General features: G+C 70.1%; 24 protein-coding genes and 1 tRNA gene. 6 read left to right on the forward strand and 19 right to left on the reverse strand.

The window, feature by feature from the left end:
• The first annotated feature begins 118 nt into the window (after nucleotides 1-118).
• Complete coding sequence (locus Sp245p_RS16760) at nucleotides 119-1,282, forward strand: GGDEF domain-containing protein (protein ID WP_109138689.1); 1,164 nt, start codon at nucleotides 119-121, stop codon at nucleotides 1,280-1,282.
• A 13-nt stretch (nucleotides 1,283-1,295) separates the two neighbouring features.
• Here the strand turns inward: Sp245p_RS16760 and tatC are convergent, their stop codons facing one another.
• The 11 genes from tatC to Sp245p_RS16815 all read right to left on the reverse strand — a co-directional run bounded on the left by tatC (nucleotide 1,296) and on the right by Sp245p_RS16815 (nucleotide 11,758).
• Nucleotides 1,296-2,099, reverse strand: a complete 804-nt coding sequence (tatC, locus tag Sp245p_RS16765) for a twin-arginine translocase subunit TatC (protein WP_041812269.1) — start codon at nucleotides 2,097-2,099, stop codon at nucleotides 1,296-1,298.
• 22 nt (nucleotides 2,100-2,121) lie between these two features.
• Nucleotides 2,122-2,649, reverse strand: a complete 528-nt coding sequence (tatB, locus tag Sp245p_RS16770) for a Sec-independent protein translocase protein TatB (protein ID WP_014197295.1) — start codon at nucleotides 2,647-2,649, stop codon at nucleotides 2,122-2,124.
• Nucleotides 2,650-2,697: 48 nt separating this feature from the next.
• Nucleotides 2,698-2,991: a twin-arginine translocase TatA/TatE family subunit gene (locus Sp245p_RS16775; RefSeq protein WP_014197296.1), complete on the reverse strand. Its 294-nt coding sequence runs from the start codon at nucleotides 2,989-2,991 to the stop codon at nucleotides 2,698-2,700.
• A 99-nt stretch (nucleotides 2,992-3,090) separates the two neighbouring features.
• Complete coding sequence (locus Sp245p_RS16780) at nucleotides 3,091-4,413, reverse strand: ABC transporter ATP-binding protein (RefSeq protein WP_014197297.1); 1,323 nt, start codon at nucleotides 4,411-4,413, stop codon at nucleotides 3,091-3,093.
• Nucleotides 4,414-4,521: 108 nt separating this feature from the next.
• The gene (scpB, locus tag Sp245p_RS16785) at nucleotides 4,522-5,175 is read right to left on the reverse strand and encodes an SMC-Scp complex subunit ScpB (RefSeq protein WP_014197298.1); all 654 of its coding nucleotides are present in this window, start codon (nucleotides 5,173-5,175) and stop codon (nucleotides 4,522-4,524) included.
• Nucleotides 5,172-5,990, reverse strand: coding sequence for a segregation and condensation protein A (locus Sp245p_RS16790; RefSeq protein WP_014197299.1), 819 nt, complete (start codon nucleotides 5,988-5,990; stop codon nucleotides 5,172-5,174). Before Sp245p_RS16790 ends, scpB begins: the two co-directional genes overlap by 4 nt.
• Before the next feature lie 4 nt (nucleotides 5,991-5,994).
• On the reverse strand, nucleotides 5,995-6,681 hold the full coding sequence (locus Sp245p_RS16795) for a site-2 protease family protein (protein WP_014197300.1): 687 nt from the start codon (nucleotides 6,679-6,681) through the stop codon (nucleotides 5,995-5,997).
• A gap of 54 nt (nucleotides 6,682-6,735) precedes the next feature.
• On the reverse strand, nucleotides 6,736-7,776 hold the full coding sequence (gene nagZ / locus Sp245p_RS16800) for a beta-N-acetylhexosaminidase (protein ID WP_246119787.1): 1,041 nt from the start codon (nucleotides 7,774-7,776) through the stop codon (nucleotides 6,736-6,738).
• A gap of 25 nt (nucleotides 7,777-7,801) precedes the next feature.
• A complete protein-coding gene (locus Sp245p_RS16805; protein WP_014197303.1) occupies nucleotides 7,802-8,755 on the reverse strand; it encodes an SPOR domain-containing protein in 954 nt (317 codons plus the stop codon).
• Nucleotides 8,752-10,512, reverse strand: a complete 1,761-nt coding sequence (gene argS / locus Sp245p_RS16810) for an arginine--tRNA ligase (RefSeq protein ID WP_109138693.1) — start codon at nucleotides 10,510-10,512, stop codon at nucleotides 8,752-8,754. The genes Sp245p_RS16805 and argS overlap by 4 nt, the downstream gene beginning before the upstream one ends.
• Before the next feature lie 46 nt (nucleotides 10,513-10,558).
• Nucleotides 10,559-11,758 (reverse strand): deoxyguanosinetriphosphate triphosphohydrolase, encoded by a 1,200-nt coding sequence (locus Sp245p_RS16815; protein WP_014197306.1) that lies wholly within the window; start codon nucleotides 11,756-11,758, stop codon nucleotides 10,559-10,561.
• Nucleotides 11,759-12,015: 257 nt separating this feature from the next.
• On the opposite strand from Sp245p_RS16815, the gene erpA reads away from it, so the two are divergent.
• The 5 genes from erpA (at nucleotide 12,016) to Sp245p_RS16840 (ending at nucleotide 15,214) form a co-directional block, all read left to right on the forward strand.
• Nucleotides 12,016-12,384, forward strand: a complete 369-nt coding sequence (gene erpA, locus Sp245p_RS16820; protein WP_014197307.1) for an iron-sulfur cluster insertion protein ErpA — start codon at nucleotides 12,016-12,018, stop codon at nucleotides 12,382-12,384.
• Nucleotides 12,385-12,447: 63 nt separating this feature from the next.
• Complete coding sequence (locus Sp245p_RS16825) at nucleotides 12,448-13,233, forward strand: exodeoxyribonuclease III (protein ID WP_014197308.1); 786 nt, start codon at nucleotides 12,448-12,450, stop codon at nucleotides 13,231-13,233.
• A 73-nt stretch (nucleotides 13,234-13,306) separates the two neighbouring features.
• Nucleotides 13,307-13,879 (forward strand): hypothetical protein, encoded by a 573-nt coding sequence (locus Sp245p_RS16830; RefSeq protein WP_014197309.1) that lies wholly within the window; start codon nucleotides 13,307-13,309, stop codon nucleotides 13,877-13,879.
• Nucleotides 13,880-14,084: 205 nt separating this feature from the next.
• Nucleotides 14,085-14,174 (forward strand) — tRNA-Ser (locus Sp245p_RS16835).
• Nucleotides 14,175-14,317: 143 nt separating this feature from the next.
• Nucleotides 14,318-15,214, forward strand: a complete 897-nt coding sequence (locus Sp245p_RS16840; protein WP_014197311.1) for a diguanylate cyclase — start codon at nucleotides 14,318-14,320, stop codon at nucleotides 15,212-15,214.
• Nucleotides 15,215-15,240: 26 nt separating this feature from the next.
• On the opposite strand, the gene leuD is transcribed toward Sp245p_RS16840, so the two are convergent.
• The 8 genes from leuD to Sp245p_RS16880 are packed head-to-tail and all read right to left on the reverse strand — an operon-like array spanning nucleotide 15,241 to nucleotide 25,452.
• A complete protein-coding gene (gene leuD, locus Sp245p_RS16845) occupies nucleotides 15,241-15,837 on the reverse strand; it encodes a 3-isopropylmalate dehydratase small subunit (protein WP_014197312.1) in 597 nt (198 codons plus the stop codon).
• 2 nt (nucleotides 15,838-15,839) lie between these two features.
• Nucleotides 15,840-17,246, reverse strand: a complete 1,407-nt coding sequence (gene leuC / locus Sp245p_RS16850) for a 3-isopropylmalate dehydratase large subunit (protein ID WP_014197313.1) — start codon at nucleotides 17,244-17,246, stop codon at nucleotides 15,840-15,842.
• Entirely contained in the window at nucleotides 17,243-18,664 is a 1,422-nt protein-coding gene (locus tag Sp245p_RS16855; RefSeq protein WP_014197314.1) for an FAD-dependent oxidoreductase, read from the reverse strand. Before Sp245p_RS16855 ends, leuC begins: the two co-directional genes overlap by 4 nt.
• A complete protein-coding gene (locus Sp245p_RS16860) occupies nucleotides 18,661-19,275 on the reverse strand; it encodes a cysteine hydrolase family protein (protein ID WP_014197315.1) in 615 nt (204 codons plus the stop codon). The genes Sp245p_RS16855 and Sp245p_RS16860 overlap by 4 nt, the downstream gene beginning before the upstream one ends.
• Complete coding sequence (locus tag Sp245p_RS16865; protein WP_014197316.1) at nucleotides 19,272-21,344, reverse strand: hydantoinase/oxoprolinase family protein; 2,073 nt, start codon at nucleotides 21,342-21,344, stop codon at nucleotides 19,272-19,274. The genes Sp245p_RS16860 and Sp245p_RS16865 overlap by 4 nt, the downstream gene beginning before the upstream one ends.
• 19 nt (nucleotides 21,345-21,363) lie before the next feature.
• Nucleotides 21,364-23,109: a hydantoinase B/oxoprolinase family protein gene (locus Sp245p_RS16870; RefSeq protein ID WP_109138694.1), complete on the reverse strand. Its 1,746-nt coding sequence runs from the start codon at nucleotides 23,107-23,109 to the stop codon at nucleotides 21,364-21,366.
• Nucleotides 23,106-24,023 (reverse strand): isocitrate lyase/PEP mutase family protein, encoded by a 918-nt coding sequence (locus tag Sp245p_RS16875; RefSeq protein ID WP_109138695.1) that lies wholly within the window; start codon nucleotides 24,021-24,023, stop codon nucleotides 23,106-23,108. The genes Sp245p_RS16870 and Sp245p_RS16875 overlap by 4 nt, the downstream gene beginning before the upstream one ends.
• A gap of 1 nt (nucleotide 24,024) precedes the next feature.
• Nucleotides 24,025-25,452: an MmgE/PrpD family protein gene (locus Sp245p_RS16880; RefSeq protein ID WP_109138696.1), complete on the reverse strand. Its 1,428-nt coding sequence runs from the start codon at nucleotides 25,450-25,452 to the stop codon at nucleotides 24,025-24,027.
• Nucleotides 25,453-25,475: the final 23 nt, after the last annotated feature.

The raw sequence follows: 25,475 nt of genomic DNA on the forward strand, positions 1-25,475 counted from the left end.
GGAGCCCCGCCGAAGGGAAAGACCCTGAAATGATTGGTGTCCTATACTTATCGGTGGCGCCGGGAACGCGAATGCGTGCAGAACCCCGGAATCGACCGCTGCCCTCCCCACTCCGGACATGATCCTCGACACCCGCACCCTTGTCATCGTCCTGGTGGGCATCGGCGTTCTGCTGTCCATCGCCGCCTTCCTGACCTGGAGGGCGCACCGCCACATCACCGCGCTGGCCTATTGGGCCGGGGGAGCGCTGCTCGGCACCGTCGGGATGGCCATGGTCACCGCTTACGGGGTCTGGCCACCCGCCGCCGTCGTACCGCTGAGCAACGCCCTGGTGGCCGCCACCTACATCCTGAACTGGTTCGGCGTGCGCAGCTTCGCCGGACGGTCCATTCCCTGGCGCTTCGGGATGGCGCTGCTCGCCGTCTTGACCGCGGGCATCGCGTGGTTCGTGGTGGCAACCAACGACGTGACGGCGCGCGTCCTGATCATGTCCGCCGGAATCACCGGCCTGTCGCTGCTGGCGGCCCTGGAGCTGTGGTGGATGGGGCCGGCGGACCGGCCGAGGCGGGCGCAACGGGTCACCGCTCTGGTTTTCCTGGCCCACGCCCTGTTCGTGGCCGGGCGCGCCGTGCTGACCGCCTGGGGTGGGCCGTTGGACAGCATCCTGACACCCAACCTGGTGCAGAGCGCCGGATTTCTGGAGGCCATCCTTGCCGTCACGGGCTGGGGGTTCGGCTTCCTCGCCATGACCAGCGAGAAGCTTCAGGCCGATCTGGACCGCATCGGCACCATCGACCCGTTGACCGGCGCCTACAACCGCCGGGCCTTCCTGAAGCACGCCGAGCGGGAGTTGCTGCGGGCGCAACGCAACGGGGCGCCGCTGACCCTGCTGCTTCTCGATCTCGACCGCTTCAAGCGGGTCAACGACACCTTCGGCCATCTGGCCGGCGACGCGCTTCTTCGGCTCTTCTCCGAGACCGTCACGGCGCGGCTGCGCCGCACCGACCTGTTCGGACGCTATGGCGGGGAGGAGTTCTGCCTGCTGCTTCCCGACACCGACCGCGCCGGGGCGGCGACGCTGGCGGAAGCGCTGCGGCGCGACGTGGCGGCTCGGCCGCTGCCCTTCCAGGGCCACGAGATCGCCGCCAGCGTCAGCATCGGAATCGCCGCCTGCCGCAGCGGCGAGGATCTCGACGCGGCGCTGGCGGCCGCCGACCTGGCCCTCTACCGGGCCAAGCGGAACGGCCGCAATCAGGTGATGGTCGACGAAGCGACGGCGTAAGGCGCGACGGGCCTTACGCCTGCTCGGCTTCCGTCTCGTCGGTGTCGCCGCGCGTCTTCTCGATGCGGCGGCCGATCAGGATCGACACCTCATAGAGCGCCAGCAGAGGAATGGCGAGGCCGACCTGGCTGATAACGTCCGGCGGGGTCAAGACCGCCGCGACGATGAACACGAACACGATGGCGTAGCGCCGCTTGGCGGCCAGCGTCTCCGTCGTCAGCAGCCCGGCCCGGATCAGCAGGGTCAGCAGGACCGGAAGCTGGAAGGCCAGACCGAAGGCGAAGATCAGGTGCATCACGAGGCCGAGATACTCGCTGACGCGGGCCTCGAACTCGATCGGCAAAGCGCTGGCGTCCATGCCCGGATGGAACTCGAACCCCAGGAAGAAGCGCCAAGCCAGCGGGAAGATGAAGTAGTAGACCATCGCCCCGCCCAGGAAGAACAGGATCGGGGTGGCCACCAGGAAGGGCAGGAAGGCCTTGCGCTCGTGCTTGTAGAGGCCGGGCGCGACGAACATCCAGATCTGGCTGGCGACGATGGGGAAGGACAGGAAGCAGCCGGCCCAGAAGGCCACCTTCACATAGGTGAAGAAGGCTTCGGTCAGGCCGGTGTAGATCATCCGCCGCCCCTGCCCGGCCAGGATGTCGGCCAGGGGCTGGACCAGGAAGTTGTAGATGCGGTCGGAGAAAGCGTAGCACACGAAGAAGGCGATGATGATCGCCAGCGTCGCGTACATCAGACGGTTGCGCAGCTCGACCAGATGGTCGATCAGCGGCATCTTGCTTTCTTCGAGCTCGTCGTCGGTTTCGCCGGTCATGCGCGTTTCGCCGGACACTGGGTCACGCCTGCTTGTTCGTGGTTGCCGCCGCAGCGGAGTCGGCGGAGGCCGGAACCGGCGGCTGGGCCGGGGCCGGGGCCGGGACGAACTCCGCGGGCGGAGCCGGAGGAAGCGGGGCCGTGACCGGCGGTTCGGTCGCCGGCTGCGGCTGGGCCGCCGTCACCTGCGGCGATCCGACGGGAGGCACGGGAGCGGGACCATCCTCCGGCGGGCTGCCGTGATAGCCGTCGGCCCCGAGGTTGGCCCCCACGTCGAAGGCGCCCTTCAGTTCCCCCTTCGGATCGATCGTGTTCTCGACCATCTTCTTGAGGTTCGTGTCGCGGACCTTCAGGGCCTCCTTGCGAAGCTCGTCAAGCTCCGCCTCGCGCATCATGTCGTCGATGTGGCCCTGGAAATCGCGCGCGACGACGCGCGCCTTCTTCACCCATTTTCCCAGGGTGTAGATGGCCTTGGGCAGGTCCTTCGGGCCGATCACCACGAGGGCGATGACCGCGATGACCATCAGTTCCGACCATGCGATGTCGAACATGGCTCCTCAGCCTTTCGAAGCGGCGCGGGGATGAAGGGCGCCGGACGGTCAGGTGCGGGCCGTCTCGTCCTTCTTCACGCCGGGGTCGGCGATGGGCGGAACCGGGGTGGGCGGAACCGGATGAACCGAGGACACCGGCTGAGCCGGCGGGACCGGCTGGTTCGGCAGGACCTTGGAGTCGGCACCGGTGGCGGTACCCTCTTCCTCGTCCTTCAGGCCGGCCTTGAAGTTCTTGATGCCCTTGGCGAGGTCGCCCATGACCTTCGGCAGCTTGCCGGCGCCGAACAGGAGCAGGACGATCAGAAGGACGATGACCCAATGCCAGACGCTGGAGAATCCCATGACACACGTTTCCTGAACAGGCAGCCCAATGGCGGGGCGGCACTATGGCAGAAAGGTTCCCCTCCCGCAACGATCGGTCGGGCGAAACCGCTCAAACGACTAAGTGGGTGCACCGGCTGGAAAAACGAAGGCCTGACACAGGTCCATGCACACCGAAACGTGACTTTGTTCGGGGGGCAGGAACTGGCCGGGCATGCGGGAGTGCAGATGCACCGAACCGCCCTTCCCGTCCGGCACGTCGAGATGGACGAGGCTGGTCCGGCCCAGCAGGCGCGCCGCCATCACGCGCGCCAGGACCGGCAGGTCCCCGGCGGGAACCGTGGCGGCGGGCTGGGCGGACAGCTTCAGCGCTTCCGGGCGGATCAGCACGTCGACGGCGGTGCCGTCGGCGACTTCCGTCGGGATCGGGCCGACCGGCGTGTCCACCGCCCCGCCCTGCACGACCCCCGACAGCCGGTTGACCTCGCCGAAGAACTCGGCGGCGAAGGCGTTGACCGGGCGGGTGTAGAGGTCCACCGGGTTGCCGACCTGAACGACTTTGCCGGCGCGCATCAGCGCGATGCGGTCGGCCAGGAACATGGCCTCCTCCGGGTCGTGGGTGACCAGCATGGTCGCCGCACCGTTCTGCTTCAGCACATGCAGCGTCTCGTCACGCACCTGCTCGCGCAGCCGGGCGTCCAGACCCGAAAACGGCTCATCGAGCAGCAGAACCGCCGGATTCGGGGCGAGCGCGCGGGCGAGCGCCACACGCTGCTGCTGCCCGCCGGAGAGATGGTGCGGGAAGGAATCGGCGTAGCCGGCCATGCCGACCTGCCCCAGCGTTTCCAGCGCGCGCTTGCGCTGCGCCTCGCCGGACAGGGCGGTCAGGCCGAAGCGCACGTTGTCGAGCACCGACAGGTGCGGAAACAGCGCGTAATCCTGGAAGACGAGGCCGACGCCGCGGCGTTCCGGCGGCACCGCGCCGCGCTCATCCGCCACCACCGTTCCGCCGATCCGGACGGAGCCGGTCTGCACCGCCTCCAGCCCCGCCGCGATGCGCAGCAGCGAGGACTTGCCGCAGCCGGACGGCCCGCACAGGCAGACGATCTCCCCCGCCCCGATGGTCACGCTGACGTCGTCGACGGCGACGACGCGCCCGTAGCGGTGGGTGACGCCATTCAGCGCCAGGGCCTCCATCGTGATGGCGGCGCCGCCGCCCTGGGGGCCGCCCTGCGGACCGGAGGCGTCGAGATGCCGTCCGTTGGTCGGCAGCGTGACCGGCGCGGCCTCACAGGGAGCGCCCTGCCGCGGATCGGTCCCGCGGCTGAACAGGGCCGACGCCTTGTCGCGCAGCGCGGTGCGCAGGCCGGCCGGCCGAGGTTCGGAAACGGCGTCTCCGGTCGCGGAGAAAGAACGGGCGTCGGTGACGGACGGACGATCCATGGCGGTCCCAGTCTGAAGCGGCCCGGGGGTCGTTTGATGGCGGTCGATTGACCTTAGTAGCGGTGCGCCGACCCTGATGCAAATGGTTCTTATTTTCGAGCGTTTCGCTCAGGTATCGGAATCGTCAGTGTTTTCCGATGGTTCCGCGTCCTCCAGGCCGGTTCCGCCGATGCCCAGCAGCACAGGCCGCGAATCGAGCAGGCCGGCGGCGCGCAGGTCTTCCACCCCCGGCAGGTCGCGCAGCGTCTCGAGGCCGAAATGGTCGAGGAAATGGTCGGTGGTGATCCAGGTCAGCGGGCGGCCCGGCGTCTCGCGGCGGCGGCCGGGCCGGATCCAGCCGTTCTCCATCAGGATGTCCAGCGTGCCCTTGCTGGTCGCCACGCCGCGGATCGCCTCGATCTCGGCGCGGGTCACCGGCTGGTGGTAGGCGATGATCGCCAGCGTCTCGATGGCGGCGCGGGACAGCTTCTTGGAGACCTCCTCCTCCTGCCGCAGCAGCGGGGCGAGGTCCACCGCCGTGCGGAAGGACCAGCCGGCGCCGGTGCGGATCAGGTTCACCCCGCGCGCCGCGTAATGGACGCGCAATTCCTCCAGCAGGGCGCGGACGTCGGCGTCGCGGGTCAGCCGCCGCCCCAGCGTCTCCTCATCCAGCGGGTCCGCGGAGGCAAACAGCAACGCTTCCAGAAGCCGCAGATCGCGCAAGCGCCGCTCGACCTCCTCCGGGTTCTCGATCTCCTGGATCATGCCGTCGGGTCCGCTCATTCCTCGTCGCCCTGCTCATGCTGGTGCTCATGCCGGCGCGATGCCCGGCGGACGTAGATGGGGGAAAAGGCGCCGTCCTGGCGAAGCTCCACACGGCCGGCCTTGGCCAGCTCCAGCGTCGCCGCGAAATGAGCGGCCAGCGCCGAGCGGGTCAGCAGCCCGCCGCGCACGCCGTCCGGCAGAAAACTCGACAGGGTGGCCCAGTCCGGCATGCGGCCCAGCAGCTCGGACAGGCGGCGCACCGCGTCCTCCAGCGAATAGAGGCGCACCGGCTCGATTTGCAGGACGCCGCCCTCCTGCCGCTTCTTGTGCTCGCCATAGGCCTTCAGCAGGTCGTAAAGCGTGACCTGGAAAACCGACTTGCGCAGGATGTCAAGGTCTTCCGGGGCGCCACGGGCGAAACGGTCCACCCCGAGCTGCGGGCGGGCGAACAGCTTGGCCGCCGCCCCCTTCATCGCTTCCAGCCGCTGGAGCTGGAAGGCCAGCGCCGCCGCCATGTCCTCGCCCGACGGCTCCTCGTCCTCGACCTCGGGGATCAGCAGGCGGGACTTCAGGTAGGCCAGCCACGCCGCCATGACGAGATAATCCGCCGCCAGCTCCAGCCGCACCTTCCGCGCCTCGGCGATGAAGGCGAGATACTGGTCGGCGAGCTGGAGGATGGAAATCTTCGTCAGGTCCACCTTCTGCTCGCGCCCCAGCGCCAGCAGCATGTCGAGCGGCCCCTCGAACCCGTCCAGGACGAGGACGAGCTGTTCCGCCGGGCTGGCCGCCTTGGCGCCCTCGTCCTCACGATCCGGGGGTTCCCTGCCAACCATGCCGTCAGTTGCCGCTGAGGATGCGGATCAACTCGATCATGTAATCCACCGGCGGGCCGAGCACCCAGGAGAAGACGCTGAGGTCCATGCCAAGCTCCCGCCCGATGAAGGGCAGCAGGAAGAAGGCGCCGATCAGGATCAGCATGCCGTACTTCTCCAGCCGGGCCAGCGGGAAGGCCAGCGCGTCGGGCAGGATGCCGACCGCCACGCGCCCGCCGTCGAGCGGCGGCAGCGGGATCATGTTGAAGACCATCAGCACGACGTTGACCAGGACGGACACCTCCAGCGCGGCGCGGAACCACATCTCGGTCGCCCCGCCCTGCGGGCCGGTGAAGCCCCAGATGATCGCGGAGACCAGCGCCAGCACGAAATTCACCCCCGGCCCGGCCAGCGCCACCCACACCATGTCGCGGCGCGGGTGGTGCAGGCGCCCGAAATTCACCGGCACCGGCTTGGCCCAGCCGAAGACGAAGCCGGTGGTGAAATACATCACCGCCGGCAGCACCACCGTGCCCAGGGGATCGATGTGGCGGAGCGGGTTCAGCGTCACCCGGCCCAGCCGCCACGCCGTGTCGTCGCCGCGCCACATCGCCACGAATCCGTGCGCCGCCTCGTGCAGCGTGATGGCGAGGATCGCGGGGATGGCGACCGCAAAGATCATCGGTATGCGGTCGATCAGACCTTCCAGCACGCCTGTCTCTCCCGTTGCGCTCCCCGAATTCGCCGGGGAAGCCTGAGCATGGCTCTAAACCTGGGGAGTTCCCAGCAATTCCGCCAGACGCGCCCGCAGGTCGTCGGCGTCCACCGGCTGCGCCGGGCCGCGCAGCGCCTCGGCCCGCTCCCAGCGGCGGACGGCTTCGCCGCTCATCACGGGAACGCCCTCGGCCACCGCCACCATCTCCTCCATCACGCCGTTGCAATGGAGCACGACGTCCAGCCCGGCGGCCAGGACCGCCTCCGCCCGGCCGCGCATGCCGCCGGCCAGCGCGCCCATCGACAGGTCGTCGCTGAACAGCAGCCCGTCGAAACCGATGGGGGCGCCGCGCACGACATCGCGCACCACGGTCGCCGAGGTGCTGGCGGGCTGGTCCGGGTCGATGGCCTTCATCACCACATGGGCGACCATGCCGAGCGGCATGTCAGCCAGGGCGCGGAAGGGCGCGAAGTCGGTGACCTCCAGCGCAGCGCGCGGGGCGTCCACAACCGGCAGCTCGGCGTGGCTGTCGGTGAAGGCCCGGCCATGGCCGGGCAGATGCTTGACGACCGGCAGCACGCCGCCGGCCATCAGCCCCTCGCAGGTCGCCCGCGCCAGATCGGCCACACGGGCCGGATCGCCGCAGAAGGCGCGGTCGCCGATGATGTCGTGGGCACCCTCCACCGGCACGTCGCAGACCGGGGCGCAATCCACCGTCACGCCGCAGTCCGCCAGCATCTGCGCCAGCAGCCGGGCGTTGATCCGGGCGGCCTCCCGCCCGGCGGCAGCGTCGCGGGCCGCGAGGTCGCCGAACGCGCGCATCGGCGGAAAGGCCGGCCAGTGCGGCGGGCGCATGCGGGCCACCCGCCCGCCCTCCTGGTCGATCAGCACCGGCGCGTCGGCGCGGCCCACCGCCGCGCGCATCTCCGCCACCAGCGCGCGGACCTGCTCCGGCGTGTCGCAATTGCGCCGGAACAAAATGAAGCCCAGCGGATCGGCGTCGCGGAAGAAGGCGCGCTCGTCCGTGGTCAGGGCGGTGCCGGCGGCGCCGAACACCACGGCGCGATGGGGCGCGCGGTCGTGTTCGGTCACGGCGTGAGCGTTTGGCAAGGCCGGATCAGGGACGGACAACCACACACCCCACATTCTGGGACTTGAGCTGGGCGCAGACCGACTTGGCGCGCTCCTCGTCGAGGCCGACGCCCTGGATGCGGTAGAAGATGCCCTTCTCGCCCAGATCGGCCTTGGCGACCTGCATGGACAGACCGCCGAGCGCCGCGCCGTAGCGGCTGGTCAGGCGCTTCCATTCCGTCGATGCCTCGGCTTCGCTGCGCACCGCGGCGAGCTGGACGCGCCAGTTTCCCCCACCCGACGCCTTCGCCGGAGCGGGTGCCGGCTGCGGAGCCGGGGCGGCGGCCACCGGCGGCGCAGGCTGCGGCTTGGGCGCCGCGGCGGGCGGCGTCTGAGGAGGCGTCTGGGCCTGCGGCGGAGCCGGAGCCGGCTTGGCAGTGGGCGGCGCGGGCTGCGGCTTGGGCGCCGGAGCCGCCGGTGCCGGGGCCGGAAGGGCGGCCACGGCGGGCGGCGGAGCCGGAGCGGCGGCGGGCGGCGCCCCCTCACTGTCCTGGCGCGGCACCGTGGTGGTGGAGCCCGGCGGGGGCGGCGGCAGTTGGGCCACCGCGGGCGCCTCCGGCAGGGTCGGCGACGGCGGCAACTGGGGGGCCACGACCGGCCGCGGCAGCGGCTCCTCCGGCGGCGGCAGCAGGCGTTCGATCTGCGACTTCGACCCACGGTCGTTCAGCCGCTCATAGACCAGCTTGTCCTGGTGCGGCACCTCCATGCCGCCGGGCTGCTCCGGGCGGGCCTTGGTCGGCGCACTGTCGGCCGTCAGCAGCGGCGGGCCGCCGTCCGGCGTGCTCTGCCCCTTGCCGCTGTAGACCACGACGATGGCGCCGGCGAAGGCCACGATGCCGACCACCGCCAGACCGAGGCCGAGCAGACCGCGCCGACCTCCCCGCTGCGGCGGCGTGCCGTAGGGATCGCTGGCGTAGTTGGCATCGCCCTCATACCTCATGACCGCAATTCCTCCACCGGCTCCACGCCCATCACGGCGAGGCCGGAGGCGATCACCGTGGCGACCGCGCTGACCAGCGCCAGACGGGCCACCGTCACCTCCTCGTCACCCTCGATCAGGAAGCGCAGACTGGTGTCGTCGCGGCCCTTGTTCCACAGCGCGTGGAAGTCGCTGGCGAGGTCGTAGAGGTAGAAGGCCACGCGGTGCGGCTCATGCGCCTCGGCGGCGGATTCGACCAAGCGCGGCCAGGTCGCCATGCGCTTGGCCAGCGCCATCTCCTCCTCGCTGTCGAGGCGGGCGAGGTTGGCCCTGGCGGCCAGCGCCGCCAGCGACAGGTCGGCCCCCGGCAACGCCGTCGCGGCGTGACGCAGCACCGAGCGGCAGCGGGCGTGGGCGTACTGCACGTAGAAGACCGGGTTGTCCTTCGACTGCTCGACGACCTTGGCGAAGTCGAAATCCAGAGTCTGGTCGTTGCGGCGGGTCAGCATGATGAAGCGGACGACGTCGCGGCCAACCTCCTCGATCACGTCGCGCAGCGTCACGAAGGTGCCGGCGCGCTTGGACATCTTCACCGGCTCGCCATTCTTCATCAGATGGACGAGCTGGCACAGCTTCACGTCCAGCGACGCCTTGCCCTCGGTGATCGCCGTGGTCGCCGCCTGCATGCGCTTGACGTAGCCGCCATGGTCGGCTCCCCACACGTCGATCTGCAGGTCGAAGCCGCGGCGGTGCTTGTCGTAGTGATAGGCGATGTCGTTGGAGAAGTAGGTGAAGGAACCGTCCGACTTCTTCAGCGGGCGGTCGACGTCGTCGCCAAAGTCGGTGGACTTGAACAGGGTCTGCGGACGCGGCTCCCAGTCGTCGGGCTTCTTGCCCTTCGGCGGCTCCAGCACGCCGACGTAGATCAGGCCGCGGTCCTCCAGCGCCTTCAGCGCCGTGTCCACCGCCCCGGCCTTCACCAGCGCGCGTTCGGAGCTGTAGACGTCCATGCGGACCCCGAGGACGCCGAGGTCCTCCTTGATCCATTCCATGATCGTGGCGATGGCGAAGTCACGGCAGGCCGGCAGCCAGTCGGCCTCGTCCGCGCCGACCCACTTGTTGCCGTCGCGCTCGGCCAGGGCCTGCCCGACCTCCTTCAAATACTCGCCGGGATAGAGGCCCGCCGGAATCTCGCCGATGTCCTCGCCCAGCGCCTCGCGGTAGCGCAGGAAGGTCGAGCGGCCCAGCACATCGACCTGGGCGCCGGCGTCGTTGATGTAATATTCACGGGCGACGGCGTAGCCGGCCTTCTCCAGCAGCGCGGCCAGCGCGTCGCCGAACACGGCGCCGCGGCCGTGGGCCGCGTGCAGCGGGCCGGTGGGGTTGGCCGACACGTATTCGACGTTCACCGGACGCTTGCCACCCAGCGTGCTCTCGCCATAGGCGGTGCCGGCGGTCAGCACGTCGCGGATGCGGTCGCGCCAGACGTCGGCCGTCAGGCGCAGGTTCACGAAGCCCGGACCGGCGATCTCGGCGCTCGCCACGTCGGGGCGGGTCTTCAGCTTCGCCACCAGCAGCTCGGCCAGCGCACGCGGCGGCTTGCCCGCCGGCTTGGCCAGGATCATCGCCGCGTTGGTCGACAGGTCGCCGTGCGCCGCCTCGCGCGGCGGCTCCACCGTCAGGCGCGCGGTGTCGAGCCCCGCCGGGATCTGGCCCTCGGCGGCCAGCTCGTCCAGCAGCTTGCGGATGTCGTTCTCGAAGACCTTGAAGATGTTCATCGTTTCAATTCTTGCTTTAGGTCTGGGCCGTTTCGGTCTTAGCCGTTCAGGTCTTGGCGTCCATGTCGAACAGGCGGGCGTATTCGGCGAGCGCGTAGCGGTCGGTCATCCCGGCGATGTAGTCGGCGACCAGCCGCGCCAGCACCGTCCGGTCCCCCTGCCCTCCCTGCTTCGCGACATCCTCCTGCCACTGCGTCGGCAGGGTGTTCGGCTCGGCCATGAACAGGTCGAACAGGGCAGCGACCACCCGCTTGCACTTGCTCATTTCCCGGTTGACCCGGTAATGGCGGTACATGCGCTGTTTCAGGAAGGCGCGCAAGGGCCGCTGCGCCTCGAACATCGCAGGGGAGAAGCTGACGACCGCCTCCGGCAGGGCGCGCAGCTCGGCGGCGCTGCCCGGACGGTGGCGGTCCAGCCGCTCCCGCGTCTCGGCCAGCAGGTCGACGATCATGTTGTTGATCATCCGTCGGATCGTCTCGTGGATCAGGCGGGAGCGCTCCAGCCCCGGATAGCGGTCGCAGACCTGCCGCACCACCGGGCCGACCAGCGGCAGTTCCGCCACCTCGTCCACCGTGAACAGGCCGGCGCGCAGCCCGTCGTCGATGTCGTGATTGTTGTAGGCGATGTCGTCGGCCAGGGCCGCCACCTGCGCCTCGGCGCCCGGGTTGGTGTGAAGCTCCAGGTCCCAGCGCTCCTGGAAGGCGGCCAGCGTCGTCGGCAGCTTTTCACCATCACGGAGAGGCAGCAGCGGCCCGTTGTGCTTGACCACGCCCTCCAGCGCTTCCCAGGTCAGGTTCAGCCCGTCGAAATCAGCGTAGCGCCGCTCCAGCATCGTCAGGATGCGCAGCGTCTGGTCGTTGTGGGCGAAGCCACCGTAGGGCGCCATGCAGGCGTTCAGCGCGTCCTCGCCGGCGTGGCCGAACGGCGTGTGGCCGAGATCGTGGGCGAGCGCCACCGCCTCCGCCAGATCCTCGTTCAGCCCCAGCGCGCGGCTGATCGAGCGGGCGATCTGCGCCACCTCCAGGCTATGGGTCAGGCGCGTGCGGAAATAGTCGCCCTCGTGATAGACGAAGACCTGCGTCTTGTATTTCAGCTTGCGGAAGGCACCGGAATGCACGATGCGGTCGCGGTCGCGCTGATAGCACGAGCGCGTCGGGCTTTCCGGCTCCGGGAACAGCCGGCCGCGCGTCTGTGCGGGGTCGCAGCCATAGGGCGCCGGGCGATCCTGGAAGAAGTCCGCCGTCATGGCGCGGACACTACCGACGCAAACCGCGCTGTGCAACGGCGAAGGCGGAGACCCGCCGAGACATCCGGCAGCCGCGCCCAGGCGAACCGTCCAGGCGAACCGTCCAGGCGAACCGTCCAGGCGAACCGTCCAGGCGAACCGCAGGTCAGGCATGAGAGGACCGGACATGCCTTTGACGAAAGGCGGACGCACCCTTACATTCGTCATTGTGTCGTCTGTCCCGCGAAACACCCCCGCGAAACACCGAGGTCCGTCCCATGCCCGACACCGCCCTTCCCGCCGCCGCGCAAGAGGGTGCGCGCGTTCTGACCGTGTCCGACAGCGCCGCCAAGCGCGTCGCCTTCCTGATCGAGCATGAGGGCGACCCGGCCCTGATGCTGCGCCTGACCGTGTCGGGCGGCGGCTGCTCCGGCTTCCAGTACGGCTTCGCCTTCGACGCCACGGCAAACGAGGACGATCACGTCTTCGAGAAGAACGGCGTGAAGGTGGTCACCGACGACGTCTCGCTGGACCTGCTGGCCGGCTCCACCCTCGACTATGTCGAGGACCTGATGGGGGCGGCCTTCCAGATCAAGAACCCGAACGCCACGGCCTCCTGCGGCTGCGGCAACTCCTTCGCCGCCTGACGGGTCCTTTTTCCCCCCCTTGGCCTTTCCCTCCTGGCCTTTGCCGAACAAGAAGAACACGACGTGAAGATCGCCACCTGGAACGTCAATTCGGCGAAGGCCCGCCTTCCGCTGATCACCGACTGGCTGCGCGCGGAGTCCCCGGACGTCGCGCTACTGCAGGAGATCAAGTGCGAGACCGCGGCCTTTCCCCGCGCCGCCTTCGAGGAGTTGGGCTATCACGTCACGCCGGTGGGGCAGAAGTCCTACAACGGCGTGGCGTTCCTCTCCAAGGCGCCGCACGAGGACGTGCTGACCCGCCTGCCCGGCGAACCGGAGGATGAGCAGGCCCGCTATGTCGAGGCCACGGTGAGCGGCGTGCGCATCGCCTCGCTCTACCTGCCCAACGGCAACCCGCTCGGGACGGAGAAGTTCGCCTACAAGCTCCGCTGGATGGACCGGCTGCACACCCATGCCCGCAGCCTGCTGGCCCAGGAAATCCCCTTCGTCCTGGGCGGCGACTACAACATCATTCCGGAGCCGCGCGACGTCTTCGACCCGGTGGCCTTCGCCGGTGACGCCCTGTTCCAGCCCGAATCACGGGCGAAGTTCCGCGCCCTGCTGAATCTGGGCCTGACCGAAGCCTACCGCGCCCTGCACGACGACGACCACGCCTACACCTTCTGGGACTATCAGGCGGGCTGTTGGCCGCGGGACCTGGGGCTGCGCATCGATCACTTCCTGCTGTCCCCGCAGGCCGCCGACCGTCTGGTGGAGTGCCGCATCGACCGCCGCCCGCGCGGTGCGGAAAAGGCATCCGACCACACGCCCGTCCTGCTCGACCTGCGCGACGGGTCAGACATTTCTTAAATTTTTTCGCGCATCCTCAAGGCCGACTCGGAAACCGAGCGAGCGTCCATCCGCGGGGAGAGGCGGCAAGACGATGGTCTGGGGACAGGACAGTGGCCGCAGAGCGATCGAAGGACTGCTGACGGCCATCGAGCAGCAGGCCGGCGAAGCGGTCGCTCTGGGCGCACGCGCGCAACGCGACATTGAGGAAGACCGCTTTTCCTCCTTCCTCGGCTTCCGCCGGAAGGTGGAAGAGGTGCGCGCCCTCGTCGCGCTGACGGAAGAGCGCCTGACGACCGTCAACACAGCGAAGCTGTCCGATCTGCGCACGGAGTTCGAACGGATCGACCTGTTGCTGACCGGCCTGCTGGCCCGCTCCACCCGGAACTATTTCGAGCGCATGCGGGACGATCAGGCGCTTCCCATCGGCGCGCGCGAGTTGTTCGAGCCGGAATTGAAGATCATCGAGGAGATGCGCAGCAAGCTGGACCGCCCGCGTTACGCGGGCCGCGTGTCCGCCACGGTGATCGAGGATCTTGAGGCGACGGGCGTCATGATCCGCAAGGTTATCAGCCGCGCCCCCAGCCTGCCCGATTTCTCTGACTCCCCGACGCCCCCGAAGCCGACAAAGCGACTGTCAAATCTGGGCCGTCCGATCCGCATGTGACGCCCTTACGTTCAACATCGGTGTTCGCTGCACAACGGGGCTCAAAAGCGAGTTGACCCCGGACCAGGGACACGGCATGTTCCCCCCGCTTCCGATCGCCGGCAAGCGGAGAGCCGAAATCAGGCTCCGTCTTTAGGGATCAAAGCGGGGATCAGCAGACGATGGTCCCCCGACGTGCAAGGCTAGGTCCTTGAAAGCGTTGATTGGATGGGTGGCCGAGCGGTTTAAGGCTCCAGTCTTGAAAACTGGCGTGGGGGCAACTCCACCGTGGGTTCGAATCCCACCCCATCCGCCACCTGATTTCCGCTTGCATTTGTGCGTTTCCCAACCGAGTCGGCGCTTGCAGCCCCTTGATGCGGGCTCATTCGAAAATCCATACGGTTGTAATGTTTCCTTCAGGGCTTTGTGCTTCTCTGAAGCAATGGTCGTGGAGGCCGCATGCGGATTTTGGTGGTGGACGATTCGCGCATGGCGCGCACGGTGCTGTGCCAGCAGCTTGAGGGCTTCGGCCATCAGGCGACTTTTGCCGAAAGCGGCCAGATGGCCTTGACCCGCTGCCGCGACGAGCCCATCGACATCGCGCTCGTCGATTTCCGCGTCGGCGAGACGGAGGGGGTGGAGGTCTGCTGGCACCTGCGCGCGGCGCAGCGGGAACGGCACCTCTACCTGATGCTGATGATTCCCGGCAGCATCACCAACCAGTTCTTCGAAGTGGTGGAGAACGGCGCCGACGAGTTCCTGCGCAAGCCGCTGGACCTGACATGGCTGCGCGCCCGGCTGCTCGCCGCCTCCCGCGTGGTCGACATGCAGCGCCAGTTGGAACGGCTCGCCACCACCGATTCCCTGACCGGGGCGCTGAACCGCGGGCGCTTCATGGCGCGGGCCGCCGATGAGGTGGCGCGGGCGCAGCGCAGCGGCCAGCCGCTGTCGGCGATCATGCTGGACATCGACCACTTCAAGAAAGTCAACGACACCTACGGTCACGCCACCGGGGACGAGGCGATCCGCAGCGTGGTCCGCGTCTGCCGGTCCCTGGTGCGCGGCGCCGACGTCCTGGGCCGGCTGGGCGGCGAGGAGTTCGCCATCCTGCTGCCCGAGACGCCGCCGCAGGGGGCGGCTCTGCTGGCGGAGCGGCTGCGCCGGGCGCTGGCCGAAACCGACGTGCGGATCGCCAACGGCGCCGGGTCCGTCCTCACCTTCACCGTCAGCATTGGAGTCAGCGCGCTGCGGCCGGCCGAGACCAGCATCGCCGCCGTGCTCGCCCGGGCGGACGAGGCGCTGTACCGCGCGAAGAACGGCGGCCGCAACCGGGTGGTCTGCGACGCGGCGTCGTAATCCGGCGCCGGGCCGTCAACGCCCCGTCAGCCTCCCGGCACCAGCCAAGGCCGCGCCGCGGCGTCGGCGCGGTCGAAGGCGTCGATGGCGTCCTGGTGGCGCAGCGTCAGCGCCACGTCGTCGAGCCCCTCGATCAGGCATTCCTTCTTGAACGGGTCGATGGCGAAGGGCAGCGGCTGGCCGTCCGGGCCGCTCAGGGTCTGGGCCGGCAGGTCCACGGTGACGGCGGCGCCCGGCGCCTCCTGCAATTGGCGGCGCAGCTCCGCCACCGTCTCCTCCGGCAGGGTGATGGTCAGCAGGCCGTTCTTGGCGGCGTTGGCGGCGAAGATGTCGCCGAAACTGGGGGCGACGACGCAGCGGAACCCGCCGTCCACCAGCGCGTAGACCGCCCCCTCCCGCGATGACCCGCAACCGAAATTGCGGTCGCTCACCAGCACGCGGGCGCCGGCGTAGGCGGGGTCGTCCAGCGGAAAGCCCGGTTTGCGCTCGTCATGGAACAGAAAGTTGCCATAGCCGGCGCTGCGCGGCTTCTTCAGGAAGCGCGCCGGAAGCAACTGGTCGGTGTCGATGTTGGCGATGTCGAGCGGCACCGCCGGCGCGGTCAGCGTGACGAAGGGGTCCATCCTTAGCTTGCTCCCAACTTGCGGACATCGGTGAGGCGCCCCGTCACGGCGGCGGCGGCGGCCATGGCCGGACTCATCAGATGGGTGCGCGCGTTCGGCCCCTGGCGGCCGGGGAAGTTGCGGTTGGTGGTCGAGGCGCAGCGCTCCCCGGCCGGGACGAGGTCGCCGTTGATGCCGACGCACATCGAACAGCCGGGCTCGCCCCATTCCAGGCCGGCGCCGATGAAGACGCGGTCCAGCCCCTCCGCCTCGGCCTGACGGCGCACCGGGACCGACCCCGCAACCACCAGCCCCGGCACCACGGCGCGGCGGCCCCGCAGCACGGCGGCGGCGGCGCGCAGGTCTTCCAGCCGGGCGTTGGTGCAGGAGCCGATGAAGACGCGGTCGATGCCGACCTCCTCCAGCCGCGTGCCGGGGGTCAGCCCCATGTAATCGAGCATCTTGCGCATCTGGCCGGCGCGCACCGGGTCGCTCTCGGCGCCGGGATCGGGAACCGTACCGGTGACCGGCACCGCGGTCTCGGGGCTGGTGCCCCAGGTGACCAACGGGGCGATGGCCGCGGCGTCGAGCGACACCTCGCGGTCAAAGGCGGCCTCCGGGTCGCTGGGCAGGGTCCGCCAATGCGCGACGGCGCGGTCGAACAGGTCACCCTTAGGAGCGTAATTCCGCCCCTCGATCCAGGAGAAGGTGATGTCGTCGGGGGCGATCATGCCGGCCCGCGCCCCCGCCTCGATCGACATGTTGCAGACGGTCAGCCGGCCTTCCATCGACAGGGCGCGGATGGCGCTGCCGGCGTACTCGATGACGTGGCCGGCGGCCCCGTCGGCGCCGATGAAGCCGATCACCGCCAGGATGAGGTCCTTGGCCGTCACATGCGCGCCCAACTCTCCGTCGATGATGATGCGCATGGTCTTGGGCCGGCGCTGCCACAGGGTCTGGGTCGCCAGCACATGCGAGACCTCGGTGGCGCCGATGCCGAAGGCGAGCGCGCCGAAGGCGCCGTGGGTGGAGGTGTGGCTGTCGCCGCAGACGATGGTCAGGCCCGGCAGGGTCAGCCCCTGTTCCGGAGCCAGCACATGGACGATGCCCTGCGCCGGGTCGTGCAGGCCGAAATGGCGCAGGCCGTGGCGCTCGGCGTTGGCCTCCAACATGGTCACCATGTTGGCGATCTCGGGATCGGCGATCGGTTTGGCGCGGCTGTGCGAGGGCACGTAATGGTCGGCGACGGCGAAGGTCAGCTCCGGCCGCCGCACCGGGCGTTTGGCGTGGTCGATCATGCCGAAGGCGTGGAACGAGCCCTCATGCAGGAAATGGCGGTCGATGGCGAGCAACGCCTGCCCGTCCGGCCGTGTCGCCACCAGATGGGCGTCCCAGACCTTGTCGAACAGGCTGCGGGGATGCTGCGTCATGGGTTGCTTCCCTCCTTCACGGCGTCCGCCGCGGCCACCCCGGCGATGCGCCCCAGCGCCACCGCGGTCAGCAGCCCGTTGCCGGACAGATAGCCGGACGCTTTCGATCCCGACACGCCGCAGGCAGCCCCGCCGGCGGCGTAGAGGTTGGGCAGCGCCCCGCCCTGCCCGTCCGGCGTCCTGGCCAAAACGCGGGCGTCGTCATCGACGACCAGTCCGCCCTGGGTGTGGAACAGGGCGCCGGTGACGCGGACGGCGCGATAAGGTGCCACCAGCGGCGCCGAGCCGGCGAAGCTCCGGCCGAAGCCGTCGGTTCCCCCCGCTGCCTTCAACCGGTCGGCCTCGGCCAACGTGACGGTGAGCGCCTCCGCGTCGACCTTCATCTGACGGGCGAGGTCCGCTGGGTCGTCGGCGCCGAGCACCGCGCCCATCGCCTCGGCCTGCCGGAAATCCTCGAACTGGCGGGCGACGGCGGCGATGCGCTCGTCGAACACGGTCCAGGCGATGCCGTCGGGCTGACGCAGCACGACGGCGGCCTGTTCCGAATAGCCCTGTGCCTCGTTGGAGAAGCGCTTGCCCTCGGTGTTCACCTGCACGCCGCCTTCGGTGACCGTCGCCCAGGTGATCAGGATGCCGGCGGGATGGGCGACCGAACCGTGACCCTGGTGCCCCGACAGGTGCCGCGTCGTCGCTCCCAGCGCTTCACCCCAGAGAAGCGCGTCGCCCTGGTTGCCGGGATGGCCGAAATAGAGCGCGTCGGCCAGTTCCGGCACATGGCGCTCGACCAGCGTTCTGTTGCCGCCATAGCCGTTGCAGGCGAGGATCAATGCGGCGCAGCCGACCCGCTCGACGCTGCCGTCGGGCCGGGTCACCTCCACGCCGCGGACACGTGGGCCGTCGGCGTAGAGCGCGGTCACATGCGCCTCGCACAGCACGTCGATGCCGGCGGCCTCGACGGCGCCGCGCAGCCGGTCGATCAACTCGGCCCCCGACCGGCTGGGCAGCCCGTGCATGCGCCGGGCGCTGTGGCCGGGGTAGGTGAAATTGTCGACCACCGAGAACGGCAGGCCGTAGCGGTCGGCCAGCCATTCCAGCGCCGGGCCGACGGCGCGGGCGACGCGGGACACCTCCGCCGGCTCGGGCTCCCCCTTCGCCTTGGCGATGATGTCGGCGGCGAAGCGCTCCGCGCTGTCCTCGATCCCGGCGTTGCGCTGCCAGCGGGTGCCCGGCGCCGGGATCAGGCCGGCCGACAGGGCGGTGGAGCCCTGGGGCAGCGCGTCGCGCTCCAGCACCAGCACCTCCGCCCCGCGCTCCTGGGCGGCGAGGGCTGCGATCATCCCGGCCGCACCGCCGCCGATCACGACGACGGGCACCGTGAATTCGAACGCCACGCCCTCGGCGGACAGGATGCGGCTCATGGCGTGGACAACTCCTCCAGCATCGTCGCGACCGTCGCCACGCGGCAGACCGGGCGGAGGGCGGCGACCGAGACGTCATGGACCTGCGGCGTGAAGGCGGCGCAGCCGTCCTCCAGCAAAATGGTGTCGAAGTCGCGGACATGGGCGTCGCGGACGGTCGAGGCGACGCCGCCGTTGGTGACGATGCCGCAGACCAGCAGCCGCTCCACCCCGCATTTGCGCAGCACCCACTCCAGCCGCGACATGTAGAAGGCGGAATAGGCGATCTTCTCGACCTCGACATCGACGGGCTGGAGCGTGTCCACCGTGCGGTGTCCCCAGCCGCCCGGCTGGAAGTCGCCCTTCGCCAGGAACGGCCGCAGCGCCTTCAGGTGGGGCGAGATCATCGGCTCGCCGCCCCGGCCCGGCACCAGGGTGAAGTTGGTGGAGATCACCCAGCCGCCGCGCGACCGCAACAGGTCGGCCAGCGGCTTCACCCGCTCCGGCAGCGCCAGGATGTCCGGCGCCGTCTGGCCGGCGCGGCCATAGGCCCCCTCCGGATGGAGGAAATCGTTCTGCAGGTCGCAGACCAACAGGGCGGTGCGCTCCATGGGAATGGCGGTGCCGCTCATCGGGTGCTCCTTTCCACGATGACGTTGCCGTAGCCGTCGACGCGGGCGCTGAGGTCGGGGTCGATGACGGTGGTGGCGTCCGGCTGCTCCAGGATCGCCGGACCCTGGATGTGCGCACCGACCGGCAGATCGAGGCGGTTGTAGACCGCCGTGTCGTGCCACGCCCCGTCGAACCAGACGGGCCGCGAACCGGCGTGGGCGCCCTCCACCGTCGTGCCGGCGGCGGGGGCCAGGGCGGCGAGGTCGAAATGCGGACGGCGGCCGATGGCGGCGGTGCGCAGGTTGACGATCTTGGCGCCCACCCCCGGCAGCAACCGGCTGAAGGACGCCTGATAGGCGCGCTCGAAGGCGGCGCGGATGGTGGCCTCGTCGACACCGGTGGTGCCGTTCGCCACCGACACCGGCAGCGGCACGGCGACCGTGTGGGTCTGGCCGATGTAGTGCATGTCGAGTTCGAAGACGAGGTCGATGCGCTCGACGCTGAGGCCGGCGGACTCCACCACGGCGCGGGCGGCGGTCGCCTCCTCCACCATGCGGCGGTCGAGCGACGCGGCGTCGATGCCGGCCAACGGCAGGTTCACCGTCTGCACCTGATCGTGGCGGATGTCGGCGATGACGCAGCCGAGCGCCGAAGTCACGCCGGGGAAGCGCGGCACCAGCGCCGCCTTCAGCCCGACCTCCTTGATGAGCGCGCCGACATGCAGCGCGCCGCCTCCACCGAAGGGCACGGCGGCGAACTTGGCCGGGTCGTGCCCGCGCTCGATGGAGACGAGGCGGATGGCGCCGGCCATCTTGCTGTTGGCGATGCGCACCACCGCCTCTGCCGCCGCCATGACGTCGAGGCCGAGCGGCTCGGCGACGTGGGTGGCGATGGCGGTACGGGCGGCGTCCACGTCCAGCCGGGCGAGCTTGCCGCCGATCGGTCGCTCCGCGTTGATGCGGCCGAGCAGCACGTTGGCGTCGGTCAGCGTCGGGCGGGTGTTGCCCTGGCCGTAGCAGACCGGTCCCGGCCGCGAACCGGCGCTCTCCGGCCCGACCTGGAGCATGCCGCCGGGATCGACCCCGGCGATGGAGCCGCCGCCGGCGCCGATGGTGGTGATCTCGATCATCGGCGTGCGGACGACCAGACCGAAGTCGATGGTGGTCTGGGCCGCCAGCATGGTCTGCCCCTCCACCACCAGCGACACGTCGAAGCTGGTGCCGCCGAGGTCGCCGGTGATGACGTTGGGGAAGCCCGCCGCCTTGGAGATCGCCGCGGCGGCGATGACGCCGGCCGCCGGACCCGACAGGGCGGTGCGCACCGGCAGACGCCGGGCGGTGTCGGTGGACATGACGCCGCCGTTCGACTGCACGATGTGGAAGCGTCCGCCGAACCCCTCCCCGGCCAGCGCGTTGTCGAGCTTGGCAAGGTAGCTGCCGACCACCGGCTGGAGATAGGCGTTCAGCGCGGTGGTCGAGGTGCGCTCGAACTCGCGGATCTCCGGCAGGATGCGCGAGGAGCATTCGAGGTTGGCGTTCGGCCAGACCTCGCGCGCCGCCTCCAGCGCCGCCAATTCGTTGGCCGGGTTGGCGTAGGCGTTGATGAAGACGATGGCCAGCGCCTCCGCCCCTATCTCGGCCAGCCGGCGGGCGGCAGCGCGCACCTCGTCGGGATCGACGGCGGTGCGGATCGAGCCGTCGGCCAGCGTGCGCTCCTCCACCTCCAGCCGCAGGTCGCGGTCAACCACGGGGACGAAGTCGCCCCACAGGCCCCAGGTCTGGCGGCGGTCGCGGCGGCGCATCTCCAGCACGTCGCGGAAGCCGGCGGTGGTGATGAGGCCGACCTTGGCGCCCTTGCGCTCCAAGAGCGCGTTGGTGCCGACCGTGGTGCCGTGGACGATGGAGCCCAGTTCGGAGACCGGGCCGAAGCTCTGCAGGCCGGCGAGGAAGCCGACCGCCTCGTCGCCACGGTTGGACGGGACCTTGGCGGTGCGGAAGCTGCCGCGCGCCTCGTCGTAATGGAACAAGTCGGTGAAGGTGCCGCCGACATCGACGCCGACGATTGCACCCGTGGAGATGCCGTTGCTCATGGTCTTGCTTCCGGATTCGTCAGGCGGCGGGGGTTTCGCGGAGCGCCGCGGTGGCGGCGACGTCGAGTGCACCGTCGTCGGTCAGCGCCACGCCGTAGGCGCTGCGCGCCGCGTCGATGCCGAGGTAGCCGAGCCGCACGTCGCGGGCCACGGCCTCGGCGTCGCGGCGTCGCGGGTCGCCCCAGCCACCACCACCGGGAGTCTCCAGCCGCACGCGCTGACCGTCGCGGATCTTCACGTCGGTGACCTTGGAGGCGAGCGGCGGCGACTTCTCGCCCTCGTCGCTCTGCCAGACGAAGCGGTTCAGCGCCGCGGGCGTGCCGCCGGCCACCCCGAAGGGCGCGAAGACGCCGCGCTCGCCGAGCAGGAAGACGTCGGCGGCGGTCAGCGCCTCGATCTCGTAGACGGCGCCCAGCCCGCCGCGGTGCAGGCCGGCCCCTGCGGAATCCGGGCGCAGCGCCCATTGGGTGAACATCACCGGATAAGCGGCTTCGAGGATTTCCACCGGTGGGATGGTGGCGGTGGAGATCGGGTTGTTGGCGTGGTTCAGCCCGTCGCTCTCCGGGTTGCCTCCCAGGCCGCCGCCGAAGAAGGAGAACATCACCCAGCGCGAACCGTCCGGACGGTGGCCGGCCAGCGACAGCGCGTTGATGGTGCCGAAGGGGGCGGCGGTGGCGCGGGCCGGGTCGGCCAGGGCCAGCGCGCCGAAGACCACGCCGATGACGCGTAGGATGGTCTCGGTGTAGCCGCCGACCGGCTTGGGCGGCTTCACCGCCAGCAGCGTCGTCTCGGGAATGATGAAGGTGATCGGGTTGAGGCAGCCGGCGTTGGCCGGCACGTCGGTGAAGACATGCTTCAGCGCGACGTAGCAGCAGGCGACCGCCGTGGAATAGGCGATGTTGAGCGGCCCGGCGCAGGGTGCGGAGGAACGGGAGAAGTCCAGCACCATGCGGTCGCCCGCGATGGTGAGGTCGAGCGCGATCCGCAGACGGTCGGCGGTGATGCCGTCGTTGTCGAGATAATCCTCGAAGCTGTAGGTGCCATCGGGCAGCTTCGACAGCGCGCTGCGCATCAGCGCCTCGGCCCGCGCGGTGAAGGCGTCGAAGGCCGCGGCGACGGTGTCCTCGCCATGCTCGTCCAGCAGTTCGGTCAGGCGGCGCACGCCAAGGTCGAGCGCGTTGAGCTGCCCGTTCAGGTCGCCGTAGTTGGACACCGGCACGCGGGAGTTCGCGGCGAGGATCGCCAGCAGGTCGTGGTTCATCACCCCCGCCTTGACCAGCTTCACCGGCGGGATGCGCACGCCTTCCTGGAAGCTGTCTGTGGCCCGCGCGTTGAAGTTGCCCGGCACGTTGCCGCCGATGTCGAGCCAGTGGCCGACCGACGCCATCCAGCAGAACAGCCGGCCCTGGCGGAAGATCGGCCGCACCAGCCGGAAGTCATTCAGATGGGTGCCGCCGTCGTAGGGGTCGTTGAACAGGAAGATGTCGTCGGGGTGCAGGTCGCCCTCCCGCGCCACCTTGTCGATCACCGCCTTGACCGCGAAGGCCATGGCGCCGACGAAGATCGGCAGGCCGTTGGTGCCCTGAACCAGCGTGGCGCCGGTTTCGGCGTGGTAGAGGCCGTGGCAGGCGTCGCGCGCCTCCGCGATGATCGGGTTGAAGGCCGAGCGGTAGAGCGTCGCGTCCATCTCGTCGGCGATCTGCTCCAGCCGGCCCTTCAGGACGGCCAGCGTGACGGGGTCGATTGTGGTTTTCTGGGTGGTCATGCTGCGTCCTCCCGCTTGGCGGCACCGGGATTTTTTGGAGGGAAGTCCTTGTAGGTTTCGCCGAGCGCCAGCATCTCCGGCGTGCCGATGAGATCGTTCAGCGCGTTGAAGTCGAACATGCGGTCGCGGAAGGGCTGGGTGGTGCCGTGCTGGGCCAGCGAGGCGTAGTAATCCTGCGCCTGCCGTGCCAGCGCCCGCACGATGCCGCCGGGGAAGATCACCAGCCGGTAACCGAGATCGCCCAGATCGGCGGCGGAGCTGATCGGCGTCTGCCCGCCCTCCACCATGTTGGCGAGCAGCGGGCGGATACCGCCGAGGTCGGTGGCGATGGCGGAGAGCTGCTCCCGGCTCTTCGGCGCCTCGACGAACAGCACGTCGGCGCCGGCCTCGACATAGAGACGCGCACGGTCGAGCGCCGCCGGGACGCCCTCCACCGCCACCGCGTCGGTGCGGGCGATGATCAGCGTGCCTTCGCTGGCCCGGGCGTCGACCGCCGCCTTGATCTTGCCGGCCATTTCGCCGGCCGGGATCACCGCCTTGTCGGTCAGGTGGCCGCAGCGCTTGGGAAAGCTCTGGTCCTCAAGCTGCAGGGCGGTGGCGCCGGCCCGCTCGAACATGCGCACGGTGCGCTGCACGTTCAGCGCGTTGCCATAGCCGGTGTCGGCGTCCACCACCAGCGGCGTCGGCACGCGGTCGCGCACCAGCGCGATGGTGTCCGCCACCTCGCTGACCGAGACCAGCCCGATGTCGGGCCGGCCGAGCCGGGTGTAGGCGATGGCGGCGCCCGACAGGTAGAGCGCCTCGAACCCCGCCGCCGCCGCCAGCGAGGCGGTGAAGGCGTCGTAGACGCCGGGGGCCAGGACGACGCGGTCCTCGGCGAGCCGCAGTTTGAAGGTGAGATCGGGTCGGGTCATCTCAGACGCTCCCCCCGGCGGCGGCGGGCGCCGACAGAAGCCGGGTCAGGGTTGAAAGGTCGGCCGCGCGGTCGATCGACGCGACGCAGTCGGCAATGGCGGCGGCGTGGGCAGCACCCCAGACCGGACCGGCGAGGTCGGCGAACTTGGCGCGCACCTCCTCCGGGCTGTAGGGGTCCTCGGTGTCGCCCTTGTTGGTCAGCGCCTCGGCCTCGAAGCGCCGGCCGTCGGCCAGGGTCAGGCGGACGCGGGCCGGGCGCAGGCCGGGAAGGCGGGCGGTCAGGCCGCGGTCCTCGCGCACGGTCACCCGGCGGGCAAGCGCGCGGGTCGCCGCGTCCTGGCGGGCGCCGTCGCGGAAGGCCTCGGGGGTGGCGGCGCCGTTGGCGAGGAAGGTCGCCAGCGCGAAGGGCAGCGAGAATTTCGCCGCCAGCATGTTCTTCGGCTCGGCCCCGTCGAGCTGGGCGGCCCACACGTAGGTGTCGACCTCGATGGCCGCGACCTCCGCCGGGGCGATCCGCCCGCCGGCTTGCGCCACGATGTCGCCCAGCGCGTCGAGCGCGCCGTGGGTGTAGCGGCAGGCGGCGTGGCGCTTGAAGTAGTTGCGGGCGATCTCCCAACGCTCGCCCAGCTCCTCCACCATCAGCTCCGGCCGGAAGTCGGTGGCGATGACGCCGCCGAACACGCTGCCCACCCCGTCGGTCTCGCCGATGATGCCGCTCGCCGCCAGATCCCAGGCGGTCAGGCCGAGCTGGTTCGACACCCCGGCATAGGCGTTGCGCACCGTGCCGCCCTCCAGCATCGTCCGCCGGCTGGTGGCGAGGCCGAGGGTCGAGGCGATGTTGAGCGTCTCGATCATCAACGCCGCGTCGGCGCGGTTCAGGTGGGCGACGCCCAGCGCCGCCCCGGCGGTGCCCCAGGTGCCGTGCGGGTGGGTGGTGACCAGCAGCTTGGCGGCGATGCCGATGCGCGACCCGATCTCGTAGCCGAGCGCCAGCGCGGTCAGCAGGTCGGCGCCGGACGCCTTCACGCGAGGGCCGGCGGCGAGAAGGGCCGGCACGACGTGGATCGCCGGATGGCCGCGGGCGTACTGGTTGCCCTCGTCCAGTTCCAGCATGGTTCCGGCCAGACCGTTGAGGAAGGCGGCGGACCCGGTGGCGAAGCCCCGGCCGCTGCCGATGGCCGGGCAATCGCCGGAACCGCCGGTCTCGGCGAGGCGGGCGGCGAGCGCTTGGCATTCCGGCTCCTGCATGCCGGCGGCGATCACGCCGACGCAGTCCAGCAGCACCAGCTTCGCCCGCTCCACCACCGGGGCCGGCAGGTCGGCGACGGTCAGGCCGGCGGCGAAGGTGCCGCAACGATCGAGCCAGGACGGGCGGGCGGCGGCGAGCAGTTGGCTCGCCGGCTTCACGTCAAAGGACAGGCTTGTCATGTCACCGCTCCCGAGCGGACGGC

Source organism: Azospirillum baldaniorum, assembly GCF_003119195.2.
GTDB classification, from domain to species: domain Bacteria; phylum Pseudomonadota; class Alphaproteobacteria; order Azospirillales; family Azospirillaceae; genus Azospirillum; species Azospirillum baldaniorum.